The organism is Kosakonia oryzae, assembly GCF_001658025.2.
Taxonomy (GTDB): Bacteria; Pseudomonadota; Gammaproteobacteria; order Enterobacterales; family Enterobacteriaceae; genus Kosakonia; species Kosakonia oryzae.
In genome coordinates, this window is the sequence record NZ_CP014007.2 from 3,069,858 (window position 1) to 3,082,688 (window position 12,831).

Annotated in this window: 15 protein-coding genes; all 15 read right to left on the minus strand. The window is 54.6% G+C overall.

Annotated features, from left to right (window positions below; translation table 11 throughout):
• On the minus strand, positions 1 to 1,698 hold the full coding sequence (locus AWR26_RS14590) for a glycoside hydrolase family 24 protein (protein ID WP_064566908.1): 1,698 nt from the start codon (positions 1,696 to 1,698) through the stop codon (positions 1 to 3).
• 262 nt (positions 1,699 to 1,960) lie between these two features.
• Positions 1,961 to 2,347, minus strand: coding sequence for a hypothetical protein (locus AWR26_RS14595; RefSeq protein WP_064566910.1), 387 nt, complete (start codon positions 2,345 to 2,347; stop codon positions 1,961 to 1,963).
• Entirely contained in the window at positions 2,347 to 2,751 is a 405-nt protein-coding gene (locus tag AWR26_RS14600) for a hypothetical protein (protein WP_007374705.1), read from the minus strand. The genes AWR26_RS14595 and AWR26_RS14600 overlap by 1 nt, the downstream gene beginning before the upstream one ends.
• Positions 2,752 to 2,757: 6 nt before the next feature.
• Entirely contained in the window at positions 2,758 to 3,912 is a 1,155-nt protein-coding gene (locus AWR26_RS14605; protein ID WP_064566911.1) for a DUF3383 family protein, read from the minus strand.
• 8 nt (positions 3,913 to 3,920) lie between these two features.
• Positions 3,921 to 4,445: a phage neck terminator protein gene (locus AWR26_RS14610; protein WP_064566913.1), complete on the minus strand. Its 525-nt coding sequence runs from the start codon at positions 4,443 to 4,445 to the stop codon at positions 3,921 to 3,923.
• Positions 4,445 to 4,864, minus strand: a complete 420-nt coding sequence (locus AWR26_RS14615) for a hypothetical protein (protein WP_064566915.1) — start codon at positions 4,862 to 4,864, stop codon at positions 4,445 to 4,447. Before AWR26_RS14615 ends, AWR26_RS14610 begins: the two co-directional genes overlap by 1 nt.
• Positions 4,865 to 4,866: 2 nt before the next feature.
• On the minus strand, positions 4,867 to 5,334 hold the full coding sequence (locus AWR26_RS14620) for a hypothetical protein (RefSeq protein WP_064566917.1): 468 nt from the start codon (positions 5,332 to 5,334) through the stop codon (positions 4,867 to 4,869).
• Entirely contained in the window at positions 5,331 to 5,741 is a 411-nt protein-coding gene (locus AWR26_RS14625; RefSeq protein WP_064566919.1) for a DUF4054 domain-containing protein, read from the minus strand. Before AWR26_RS14625 ends, AWR26_RS14620 begins: the two co-directional genes overlap by 4 nt.
• A gap of 41 nt (positions 5,742 to 5,782) precedes the next feature.
• Complete coding sequence (locus tag AWR26_RS14630; protein ID WP_064566921.1) at positions 5,783 to 6,136, minus strand: hypothetical protein; 354 nt, start codon at positions 6,134 to 6,136, stop codon at positions 5,783 to 5,785.
• A 2-nt stretch (positions 6,137 to 6,138) separates the two neighbouring features.
• Positions 6,139 to 7,089 carry a DUF2184 domain-containing protein gene (locus AWR26_RS14635; RefSeq protein ID WP_007374698.1) on the minus strand — a complete coding sequence of 317 codons (951 nt, stop codon included), beginning with the start codon at positions 7,087 to 7,089 and terminating at the stop codon, positions 6,139 to 6,141.
• A gap of 14 nt (positions 7,090 to 7,103) precedes the next feature.
• Positions 7,104 to 7,622 carry a structural cement protein Gp24 gene (locus tag AWR26_RS14640; RefSeq protein ID WP_064566922.1) on the minus strand — a complete coding sequence of 173 codons (519 nt, stop codon included), beginning with the start codon at positions 7,620 to 7,622 and terminating at the stop codon, positions 7,104 to 7,106.
• A complete protein-coding gene (locus tag AWR26_RS14645) occupies positions 7,622 to 8,821 on the minus strand; it encodes a DUF2213 domain-containing protein (protein ID WP_064566924.1) in 1,200 nt (399 codons plus the stop codon). Before AWR26_RS14645 ends, AWR26_RS14640 begins: the two co-directional genes overlap by 1 nt.
• Positions 8,822 to 8,839: 18 nt before the next feature.
• The gene (locus AWR26_RS14650; RefSeq protein ID WP_244256190.1) at positions 8,840 to 9,709 is read right to left on the minus strand and encodes a phage minor head protein; all 870 of its coding nucleotides are present in this window, start codon (positions 9,707 to 9,709) and stop codon (positions 8,840 to 8,842) included.
• Positions 9,639 to 11,030 (minus strand): DUF1073 domain-containing protein, encoded by a 1,392-nt coding sequence (locus tag AWR26_RS14655; RefSeq protein ID WP_064566927.1) that lies wholly within the window; start codon positions 11,028 to 11,030, stop codon positions 9,639 to 9,641. The genes AWR26_RS14650 and AWR26_RS14655 overlap by 71 nt, the downstream gene beginning before the upstream one ends.
• Positions 11,031 to 11,032: 2 nt before the next feature.
• On the minus strand, positions 11,033 to 12,673 hold the full coding sequence (gene terL, locus AWR26_RS14660) for a phage terminase large subunit (RefSeq protein WP_064566929.1): 1,641 nt from the start codon (positions 12,671 to 12,673) through the stop codon (positions 11,033 to 11,035).
• Between the last annotated feature and the right edge of the window lie 158 nt (positions 12,674 to 12,831).

Genomic DNA, 12,831 nt, shown 5'->3' on the forward strand with positions numbered 1-12,831 from the left:
TCACCCTCTGTTTTTATTGAATGAACGCTCCAGCGTGTTTGCAGCTTCAACAACCACTTCCTCTGCTACGTGTCTCACCTGTTTTTCATCCAGTCCCAGACCAGAAATATTAAACTCGTTTCGCTGGGTAACCTGCGTGGGCTGCGACGACTCAGAGCGGCTGACTGACGGGCTATAGGGCGCCTGACTACGGCGCTGGACATAATCCGGAATATAGTAATTTTCCATTTCCTCCTGGCTGCGTTTGGGCTGAGCATAGGGCGATGACGGCAGCGATGCCCAGACACCACCGAGATGGTTTGTCGCCGTCATAAAGTCACCACTGAGGACATTATCCAGTTGCCCCGCCCGCTGGATAAGCCACAGGGCCGCCATATCCTGGCTTCGTGGTGAAAAGTCGGTGAGACCCAGTGCCTGCGCTGCCTCATCCCATGATGTTTGCGTGAACTGATAACGCCCGGCTGCCGACGTCTGATTCATTGTTCCGTCTGTCTGTCGGAATGGTTTCAATACTCGTGGATGGTCAGACAGATCGCCGAACTGTTCACCACCAAACATCGTGTTATAGCCACCACCAGGAAGGGCCGCGGTTCCCTCAGCGCGCGAAATGGCATCCAGATAGGCGCGGGCATTTGGGTTATCGATCGCGCCATGAAGATCACCGCCTTTTTTTTGTCTTAAATACGCCTCATAAGGCGTGACGCCCCCACCATCAGAGCGCCCCCGGTTAAGTGCGGGATTGCTCATGGCGCGCGCATCTTTCTCATCAACAAAGGCGTTTCCGGGGGTGATCGCCGCAGCGGCGCCAACGGTAAATGGATTGAGAAGAAATCGGGATAGCCACCCGCCCCCCGAGCCTGAAGATGAACCACCACCAAAGCCAAGCAGGCGCCCGCCGATTTTCAATGCGCCAGCGGTGCCTGCGACACCACCCGCCGTAAGGAGAGCCTGTGAAACACCAGGGTTTTCTTTAATAAAACTATTGATGACATCAAGAACTGAATTAACGATCGGCAACAATTTACTGCCCATTGAGTAAGCGAGCACCTCAAAATTGCGGCTTAGATCCGCCATTTCGTCGTTAAATATTTGAGAGTTTTTTAATAACTGAGCATCAATTTTATACGGGTTTGCGTCGGATTTTGCCTGAGAATCACTGAGGAATTTTGGCCCCATCTCCAGCAGACGAGTGATCGGTGAGTCACGCCCCAGCCCTGCACCTTCCTGCAAAAATGCTCGTTGATCGCGATTCATCTTCTGATAAGCATCGGACAGATACTGTAACCCCTGATCCGGAGCCATATTCGCGAATTCGCCAGGGTTAAACGCTCCGTTCCAGTACGCCTTATCATTCAGTTCCCCGTACCGGGCTTTGCGCTGTAAATCGGGGATCGCTTTAGCGATGTCGTGTGCAGCATCAGGAGAAAGATTAAGCCGTCGCATTGCCATCTCCAGTCCCTGAATCTGGCGGATCGTAAAACCGGTATTATTGCTGAGGCGCTGCATTTCCAGTGCAGAATTAGCAACACCACTGGTGAGGGCTTTCATGCCCATCCCAACACCGGCAATGGCGGCAAGTTGAAGCATTCCATCGGTGACGCTTTTTATGGCGGTAGCGCCTTTCTCGAATGATTTTGCATCGGTTTCAAGGCCGAGAGACACCAGCAGTGAATCAATGGTTTCTGAACTTTCCGCCATTTACTTTTCTCCGGGCAATAAAAAACCCGCCGGGGCGAGCCTTTGGGTTTGTCAGATCAACATTGCCAGCGCGAATCACCAGCTTATTTTGCGTTTTCTCTTGCTCTCTCAAACTGTTCAATCAGATCATCAAGCACATCGTGCATGGCCTGCACATCGTCTATTGCATACGTTCCGTCGAGCATATCCGACCATTTCGCCAGTGGCGGGCAGGCATCACCCGCCCCCACACATGGACGCCACAGAAACCAGTCTTTGACAGTTACGGAATGGTCGGCGTTGCCCCTGCGCCGTTTTCGCTCTGTTCGCTGAGCTGCCAGAAAGGGCCGACATTCTCCTTCAGCGCACGGCCAAGCAGCAGCAGGAAGTTATGCGCGGCATCCTGAAAGAGGTTTTCAGCTACCGGCACACCATCAGAATCGCGAACAATCTTTCCTTTCACGATACACAGTTCTTTCAGCCGGGCTGTTTTCCCACCGTCCAGCGAAGCCATGGCGACGGTAATGCCCATCGGGGTCACCCCCTCCCCCAATAGCGGCAGCAGACCAGCCTGCGCGGAAATCTGCAACATTTCCACCTGGTCTTTTGCCGATGCGGTCACACCGCTGTACGTCGCGCCATCGATTTCAATTTCAATTCTGCGCCCCATCAGGTTTCCTCGCTGTCTGCAAATTCAAAAATAAACTGCTCGTCACTGACGCTGGTTTTACCACCGCGCCCCATTGAGCCGCGGTTCACCAGAACGCCATCAAAACCCATGACGGTTTCTGCCGTGCCCGTCTGAAAAAATGTAAAGGAGGCGTCCACGCCCGTCTTTGCCACTGCCAGAATCTGGCGCACCTGATCGCAACCGGGGATCAGGTTAATGGTGAGGCGCTTCGGGCGCGTCTGGCTGTCCAGGCGTACAGACGTTTTACCGATACCGCGTTTCAGGGTGGCGCGCGGCTCCAGATCCTCAATCGTGATCGGTGGATCTGTGTCGCCGAAATCGTCAATCGGAATACCGAACACGGTTAAATTGGCGCCGTCAGCGCCATACCGTTTCATTGTCATAGTGTATTACTCCACGGTGATATTGATTTCAGCCACGTGCCCGGCACGCGACAGAATGACCATCAGGGAAGTGGGCGGATAGACGCGCTGCTTGCGCTGGCTGGATGTCAGGCTGAGGACATCTTCAGGGGAGGACCGCAGCACAAAACCAAACTGCGCTGTTTTCGTCTGACCATCGTCGGGATCGACGTATGACCCCGTACCCAGCACACCGTTATCATAAAAACGTTTGCAGGTGGCCGTGATGGCAGACAGCAATCCGGCATAGTCGCGAGGCGTCAGTGCACGTTTTGAACCAGCGTTAGCGATGTAGTTATAGCCATCCACCTGAATATGGTTTTTCAGCACATCCAGATTGATCACGTCATCGATAAACTCGCTATAAGACGACATCGATTTGCTGTTAATTACGCGGCTGTTGTCGGTTTCCCCCGCCAGTTCGATCTGTGTAAAAAACACCGCATTTTTCGCTTTCAGCGCGTTATAGGCATTGGTCGTGAGATCGTCACCGCTGATACCAGGCAATACCTGATACTCGCCAGTGATGGCAGTATTGTCGCCAGTCGGACGAAACTTGTGGAACGCTGCGGCCAGTTGCACCATCGCGTAGGCCTGAGAGGCGTCAGCGGTCACTGAGGATGCTGATTTGTACCCGGCAAACACGTGGCGGTTGCCTTTGGCTTTCAGAGTAGAAATCACATCATTCGTGGTGCTCTGATCGATGATGTTGTCATCGCTGAACGTGAACCATAACGGATGGCTGGCGGCATCAGACCAGTCGGACAAATCCGGTAACATGACCGCCGTCATGTCTGCGTGTTTGAAAAAGTAGTGGTAGCGCCAGAGTCGATCGTTCGCACTGTTAATGATTTCCAGCAGCGTGTCATTTTCGTTTTTCATCCATACCGTAATGGTCGGCGGTTTAGGCACGTTGGCGAAATAGCGGGTGGCAATGCGGTAAATGTCGCTGTCGGTTTTGAAATCCGCCGCCACGTCTGTTACAGAGCCGTAATCGCGAAAAGTATCAGCCTCAAACACCGCCCCCTGAACCAGATCGGCAGCATCAGCAAAAACGAGTGCGCTCGAAAAATCTGCATACCCCAGGCCAGCCGGACTCAACAGCAGGTTGATGGGGATAATATTATCGACTGAATAAGCCATAGGGAGGTTTACCCCTCATTGATAAATTGAATATTGAACCCCGCTGCACGCAGCAGCTCGTAAGAAAGGGTGTGTTCGATAAACAGATGGATATCTGCCTGCCAGCGCGGCTGGATCCCCGCCTGTAATATTCCGGTGAGATTTCTGCATCCACTGACGTAACGCCAGGCAATATCATTGCGGTACAGGAATTCACTCACCGGCTGGCGAAAATTGGCGTTATGCAATCGCAGAATGGCTGTATCCGCACCCTCATTGAGGATGTTCACCGACAACATAAATTCCATTGAAGTGACTATCGTTTCACGCAGATCCTGCCACTGCCCCAGCGATGTATCGGCTTCCTCCGTTGCCGGAATGAGTTCGCGTTGTCGCTGCGACCAGCCGTATGCACGGATCGGAATAGGTTTGTAGGTGGCATAAAGCCCGGCTGGCGCATCGCGGCCCTGGTCAGCCAGAATGACGGTATCCACACCCGACGCCAGCGCCACCAGTTCCTGAAAAACGGTATACAGTTCGTCGATGCGCTCCATCAGCCCGTCCCCCGGTATCGTTCCACCACCGCGCGGCAGAAATTTCGCCACGGACGATTGTCACAGGACATCACCCGCCACTGGCGCATCACCTGCCCATCGCTGAACTCGAGCAAATCGGCAAATTTTCCATTGTCGTCCGGCCAGAGATAATTCACGCCGTCGTTGATATGAATGACCCGCGCATCCTGTGGATTCGCCGTGCCACCCATGCCAATCAGCATCTGCATGTCTTTCCACTTCGCAGGCTGAATGTTAACGCGCGTCAGTTCGACGGTTTCACCCGGCGAATCCGCCCATCGCCCGCCGGGTCCGGTGTAACCACCTGCACCAGCCCGGATTATTCGCGCGCCGCCGGGAACGGGAGAATTGAATGTCGAATCGATATGGCCGTTCATATCCAGACCATTTCCGAACATCGTTAATCCTCCACTACATGGGTGATAGCCTGCCGCAATGCGCCAGTGTCAATGAGTGGCGTTGCAGATCCCTTGCGGGCGATAGTTGACGGTGCGTTTGCCGGCTCAATTCCGGCACTGATTGCTTCCTGGCAATACCCCGCCGCCCGGGCACCGATCTGGTCGAGCATCTGGAATGCCGTAATTTCTCCGCGGGCAACCTTTCCTGAGAGGGCGCGAAAGCCCTTTTTGATGTTGTCCTGATTCTGGCGCAGAGGGACGCGCAGGAAAGAGCGTTCGGGGATGAGACCGTTTGCGGAGCCGAATTCCTGCACCGCACCAATGACCACCAACGGCGCGCCGTCTTCGTAGTTACCGGAGCCAGCGGGTAATCCCACAAGCACCCGGCGTTTTGCCGTCAGTCGGTCCTGAATCTGCTTCAGCTTCTGGGCGATTTTGTTGCCGCCATGCACTTCTGCATTGATTTTCATATCATCAGTCCCCCGGTGCCTGCACGGCGGCGCAGGCGCATAAATTCCACGCCGTACGCTGTCAGCGGCAAATCGCCGTTGATGGTCAAATCATCCATCGTCACCGACGGCACAGCGAACGACGTGGATTCATCACCTACAGACTTACCAGAAATGGCATAAGCGGCCCCGACATCACCCCCGGCGGAACGTTTACGCATCACCAGTCTGTGGGCAGCAAACGCGAACATGCCGCGCTTTTTGATGCTGACCACCCGACCGTCTGGATAGATGCCCCAGCGCTTGCCGGTTTCTGCATCGCCTTCTGCCAGTGCGGTAATCACCCCAGAATCCGGCCACAACGCCACGTCGCCGAATTCGGGGTAATACGCCCGGAAATCAGTCACAATTTGCGTCGTGATCTCCATCGTTACCCCCATAAAGCAAAACCCCGTCACCAGGACGGGGTTTATTCGGTTTCAGCAGTACTGCCGGAGGGATCCGGCTGTTGCGCCAGCGCCTCGTCGATGGCCTTTTGCAGTGTCTCTGCTTTAGCCGCCGATGGTGCCTTTTTGCCCAGCACCTCTTCGTACCGGGTGCGCAACGCGACGATATCCACTGCCGTTTCACTGGCATTCTGCTGTGCCAGCGCCTCGTCGCTCTCGTCATGCTCTGCACGCAACAATTTGGCCTTAACGAACAGGTGATCACGGAAATCACCCGCCACCAGAGCAGAATGACCACGCTGGATGGTGATACGCTTGCCAGTCACCGCATCAGTAACGGTCAACGGTGCAGAATGAAGATTAAACAGTTCAGCCATCGTTACACCCCATCCACGTAATGAGCCGCTTTCGGAATACGCCATTCCGTCCCGCCGGTACGCAGCAGCGCCGGTACCTTGAAGTTGATGTTATCCGCCGTGGCCGGAGCCAGGAAACGCAACGGCATCACATCGTGTCCTTTGACTACACGGAGGTCTTTCTTATAGACCATCATGCGATCGGTTCCACCTGCACCCGCGCCTTTCAGCAGAATGTCGTCCTCAAATTCCATATCGCGGAAATTCTGGCGCAGGAATTCGAGCAGGGTAACGTTGCTGGCGTTTGCGGTTGAAAGCAGGGTTCGCTGGAGCAACTGGAACTGCTCTGACGGGATCACAAATCCGTTTGGTCGATGAACGGTCAGCGTATTTTCCAGATAGACCTGGTTATAAGCATTACCGAAGAAATCGATAATCGGCTGCGCGCCATAGGTTGGAATTGCGGCGACCAGCGCGGCCAGAGTAGACGATGCCGACTCCACGCCAACATTAGGACTTTTATAAAGTCCCTCTCCCACCCCCTTATCGCCCAGAAGATAGATTTTGTTCAGCCCCTGCTCAACGACATCACGTACTGCCTGCCCGCGTTCGGCGTCCAGGTTAACGTTGTTCAGCATGGCAAAGCCGATCTCTTCCAGAGAATAGGTGTAACCCAGTGCTGCGGTCGTGATTTCTTTGAAACCCTGCGACATCGCAATGTCAACGGTCGGAACATCGGTGCTGTTCGGACCAAGCACCTGCAATTCACCACGGGCATCAATCGCGCGGAACACCACCATTTTTGCCCAGTCCGGCGCGCTGTTATCCAGCGGCAGCAATGTGCCATATTTGAACTGCGGATACTCCAGCCGATAGATCTCCGCTTCGACATACGCGGCCTGCTGGATCAGGAACGACAGCGCCGCGACCGGCGACACGTCGAAAACAGCAGCGTCAGAAAATTTTCGCTTCATTATTAACCTCTTTATTAATTGCCAGCAGCAGGAGCAGCAAGAACGCCATCAACGCGGATTTCACCAATTTCACCGGCAACCACATCATCAACCCAGCGGACAAAATTGAGCGTCACCCCCGCAGCGGACCCGGCGGATAAACGCCCCAGATTGTCACCGGCCGCAGTGATAACGATCACCGAATCACCCGCGTTAGCCCCATCCACGCACAGCGCGAACATGGGACCACGATGCAAAATGGAAGCGACATGGCTCACCGGATAACCCGTTGCATAGGCATCCGGGTTTGTTGGTGAGCTGTTGCTGAATTCAGCCAGAGAGCGGACGGAAAACCCGATAATGTCCTCTGCCGTAGTGGCGGCAGTCACCGGTGCACATGAGCGGGCAGCGGTTCCGCGGATCACCGCACGGCCAAACGGAACTAGCGCAGATTCAACAACCCGCGATACCACTTCAACCACGTCAGTGGTGGAAATCTGCCCCTCGTACGCCTTGCCGCGATAAAGCGTGAAATTGTTCTGAGCAATAGCCATTATTTGGCCTCCTGTTTGCCGTAGCGTTTATCGAGCCAGGACTGACGGACGCTGTCACGGGTCGCCTGCGCCCCGGTGGTTTTCGCGCCCCGCATATCGCGGCTGAAATTAAAGAGCGAGTCATCGGAGCGCTGTTTGCTGTCCGGATCGTCCTCGTCATCGTCGTCATCGTTTTCTTTGCGCTCTTCTTCCGCATCGAAATAAGCCGTGACATACGCATCAGGTGCTTTGTCCCATGATTCGTATTTGCGGCACTTGATACCCGCGGCATCCAGCGCAGCACGTTTGATTTTCAGAGGATCGGTTGCATCGCAGGTAAAACCGGCACCCGCCACCTTCACGGCTGAGTCACGCACCGCCAGCAAATCCGCCACGCGTTTAGAAATCGAATCTTCGGAAGTTTTCTCTTTCAGTTCCTCGATCTCTTCGTCTTTGGCGTCAGACTGGGCCTTCTCTTTTTCCAGCTCTTCCTCTGCCGAATCCTTCTCAGCTTCGGCCTTTTCTTTTTCCTCCTCCGCGTCTTTCACGCGTTTTTTCAGGTTGTCGATGGTGGTCTGGATCAACTGCTGAGTTGCCTCATCAGCCACTTCCACCCGCACGCCTGAATCCAGAACAACTTTAAATGGCATGGGCTTTGCTCCCGTTGGTTTATGGTCGAACAATCGCGCCAGATGCCCGGCCCTGGCCTGGTCACACAGTGCGATGTGGTTGATAGTGATGTCCCGTTGAATGAACTCGTACGGGGTGCCATCCGGCGCCGTGCCGGGGGTATGGTCATACTCGGAGGTATAACCGGCTGACAGTTCCGCCTTACCGCGGTCAATGGCATCGATCGCGGCCTGGTCTTTGATCAGTAGATCTACAACGACGAAATCGCCATCCTGGCGGCCCGGCGAAATCGCGTGGCCGGCAGTCACCTCTTTAAACGTCCCGGAATCCACGAGGTCATCGGGGTGATCAATGGTGACGTCTTTGTTGTCGTAGCTCGCCAGGCTCTCAGGTTTAAAAACCTCTTCTGGCGGACGATAAACATTAACGATCTGACCGGGTGGCCTGTCCGTTAACCCCAGCTCGGCGGCCAGATACTGCTGAATACCGGAACGGGCAACGCGCCCGGGGACTTTGAGATAGCCCTCAGGTGTGATTTCGCGCTGGGATGTGACGGGGAAGGCCACGCGGTCACGGACTGTGATCCGCATGCGTGTTACTCCAGATGGTTAGTAATCGAGTCCCTGTATCAGTGGGGTGGGAGTGCAACGGCAATTAATATGCGCACGCCCGGGAAACAGGCCGGTTTCGCCGTTAAAGCTTGCGCCTTTTGACCAGAGATAAACGCCGGGTCCGTAGCCCACGTCCTGCCTGGCGATGTGAAAGCATTTGATTTTTGCTTTCGGATATCGCCCTGCAGGGTTGCCGCTGACGCGTACATCCTGAGACGTTGACCAGCGAAACCGGTCAATGCCTGCCTGTTGCTGGCGCTGGCGTGTGATGTCGCTACGGATTTTCGCGGTCTGGTCACGGGCGATGAGTTTTGCCCGGTTGTACGTCGCGCCGGTGGTGTTTTGCAGATTACGGGTAATCGTGGTCAGCGAGTCGCCCCGCAGAATGCCATCCATGACCTGCCGCTGAATGTCGTCGAAGTAGTCTGATGACAGCGATTTGATCAGTGCGACATTCTGCTCGACCGATGCGTCGAAATAATCCACCAGCCCGCCATTAACCATCAGGCCGGTCATGTCAACGCCCAGCGCGCGGTTAATCTGCTCAACAAACACCGCTGAACTTTCGGAGTCGGCCCGGCTGACGACGCGCTGAGCCAGTTTTGCTGTTGCTGCACCAAACGCAACAGAGAAGAACCGGTCCGCCGCCTGCCGGATTGAGGTCATGATGATATCGGTTAAACGGCTGTCGGCGGTGTACTCACGGCACAGTACCGGGATCAGTGCCTCATCAATCGCCTGCGCCATTTGCCGGACAATATCGCGCAACTGCCCATTGTAGTAACGTTCAGTTTCGTCAGTTTGCCTCGCCGGTCTCAGTGGTGCCCGTCGGCGTGGTGGGGTCTTCTTCAGGATTTCCGCCAGCATTGCCGAGCCGGAACTGATAATCGCCGCCTCGCTCGGCTTTTTCGTCTGCCTCAATGTCGGCAATATCAGATTCGTCGATACCATAGATCCCCTGCTCCATGAGTTTTCGCGCTACCTGAGACGGTTTCACTACCCCCTGTTGCAGACGAATATCATCCGCCTGTGCGTCAGCGAGTCGCTGCGCTGACAGTTCGGTGTCGGTCGGCTGCGCCAGCGGAGAAAATTCAAAATCCAGTCCGTCCGGCATGGTGCCCAGCGTTGAGCGGATCAGGACTTCATCAATGCGTTTCAGAAATGGCCGATACTTTGATTCCTGTCCGCCCCTGATGGTGTTGTAGTAGTTGTTCATATCGCCCTGGCCGGAGTCGCCAATTCCCTTTGACTGAACACCAAATAATCGTGTCATCGGAATGCCCGCTGCACCGGATGTCCATTCCATAAGGGATGAAAGAATTTCACCCAGTCCGCCGAACGAAATCTGCTTGCGTTCAAAAACTTCTTTACTGTCCAGCAGTGCCAGTCGGTAAAGGGATTTCATCATGCCAAAAATGTTGTAGCGGCGGGCTATCGACTCATCCATATCACCAGAGGACAGATCGGAGGCGAGGTTCTCACGATTGATAATATCAATGTTCGCTTCCTGAATCAGCGCCGCGATACCGCCCTTTGCGCTGACAGCGTCTTTGACATCCTCAAGGCAGCGCCGCAGACGGCTGTCGTCCCAGCCACCGTTGATCATGCGCAAACGCATAGGCAACGGCGCGCCGGGTGCTTTGACGAAATGGCTGTAGTGAATGCGCTGAGTACCGCCGTTAACCACGTAGTAGTCCGGCAGCATGTAATTTTCTTCCAGCGGATTTGTGACGTTGAATTGCTGGCCGTTGATAAACATGCGGTCGAGCACCAGCAAACGGCGCAGTGAACCCTTTTTGATTCTTTTCACGTCCAGTGGGGCATCGAACGATTGATCGGTGATCATCAGCACACCCGCGCCACCGTACATTCCTGCCCACTTGAAGGCCTCCTGCGTCACCCCCTGAACGTTAAACGCCTTTTCTGCCTCACGAATGGCTGTGGCGTCGTCAGCGGCAAATTCCCGCCACTCGCGCGTTGAGTCGTCAACCGGAATATCAATGATGTCGCGGGCGATCCAGTTTTCGATATATGCGGCTTCCAGTTCGCCAAAATCCTGCATCATGCCGAACTGGAAACGGTTAAACATGCGGCGGTCACGATCTGTACCCATGCCGGTCATGACGTTCATTAGCCCGTCAGAGGTCACGCGAATACGCGGTTTTCCGCCGTACTGGTTATTGCTCATCGTTAAACCCATCCCCACCCGGTGCCGCCACCGGAAATTAATTCGATCTCGATTGCATCCATGAACGTGTCGAGGATGTCGTCATTTTTGTGGCTGTCATCTGCGGAGAAATCGGCGCACTCGGCCAGGGCAGGCAATACCCAACTGGTTTGTGCTGCTGGCGTACCATCCCAGTAATAAACCTGATTGACCGGCTGGCCATCGTCGGTCATCAATGCAGGAATGAACACTTTGCCGGTTTTGATCTGAGGGACGCTATTCAGGCAACGAACCAGCTTGTTCTGTCCGGCGCCTCGGGGGATTTCCAGCACAGGGATCGATTTACGTTTTTTTAGCGTGGTAATCAGTCCCTGCCCGGCCTGTTTATCCTCAATGCCCATATGCCGGAGCGGCGCCGGGCGTTTCGGATTGTATGGTTTCCATTTTTCCCACAGCGCTGTTGCCTGCTGTAGCAAATCCTCCGGATCCCACCTACCGCGAACGCTGTCGATGAGATACAGATTGTTGTCTGCCCCCATACCAGCCAGCGTGAAAACGGTGTAATCGTTGTAGTCCTCGACCTTGCCGCTGTTGGTGTCCACGTAAACGGCGCGGTGTGTCAGCGGTGGCAGATGTGTGTACCGCTTAAACCAGTCGGTATCGATCAACCCGCCCGTTAAAGCGCGCGGACGCTGCATGTACTGCGACAGAAACGTGTATTCGTCACGCTCCCACAGTCGCAGCAGATCGCCCACGTATTCGTTAGCTGGCCAGTACGACCAGTAGCGAACACCACCGACAACCACGCTTTCCGTGTCTTTAACAGAGAACCAACACAGCGAGCGCCATGGTTCCGGCAGTGCATCGATATATTCTTCGCTGACCAGAGCCGGGATTGTGACGTGGTGGAAATCCACGCCCATTCCGCCTGACAGCATGAAGCCGGTGGCATCGTCGGTGTGCAGGCGCTGCTGGATACTGACAAATGGAGTTGGATGGTCTTTCGATTTATCGCCACGGCGGGAACGGATAGTGTTTACCAGCAGACGGTTCGCGTTATCGCGTTTCGTCGCGGAGAACATGTCCTCTGGCTTGTTGTAATCATCCAGGCACACAAAGCCGGAAAAATCAGGCCCGGGATATCCCGCGCGCCCACCGGTGATTTGCCCGCCACTGGAGCGGGAAACCGTCTGGCCAACGGTTCGCCCGCGGGGATTAACAACCTCCCACTCTTCGGCCTGGTTCACGCCAAACTTGCACGGCCACAGCGACTGATATTCAGCGCTGGCGATAATGTCACGGGTGCGTCGGCTGTTACGTTTGACCAGCGAATCAGCAAACGAAACATTCAGATTACGAAACCGGCGTAACTTACCCGTTTGCACCAGCATGTTGATGTATGCCGCTGCGTGGATCGAAACGAACTCTGTTTTTGTCCCGCCCGGCGGCACGTTGATAATGAGGTTTCGGGGCTGTAACCGTCCGAATACCAGATCATCAATTTTGCTGGCCATCATGCGGTGATGCCAGTTAACCAGCAGGCGATCACCCTGCAACAACTCAAACCAGAGGCGGGTGAAATTCAGGAAGGATTTTTCGCTTTTTGACTTAAGGGCGACACGATCAGGAAAATCGAGGTCTTCCCACTCGAGTAGCTGCGACATTTTTCAATCCCGATTTTTACCCTTTTTTGGGGCTATTTAACATAATGGACGTTACCCGAATAGCGGGATTGGCACTCATGGCAAATTCACCACGAAAGCGTTAAAAGGACAGGTTTTCCCGGTGATAAACAGGCATTTTTAGCAATAACATTTTGATA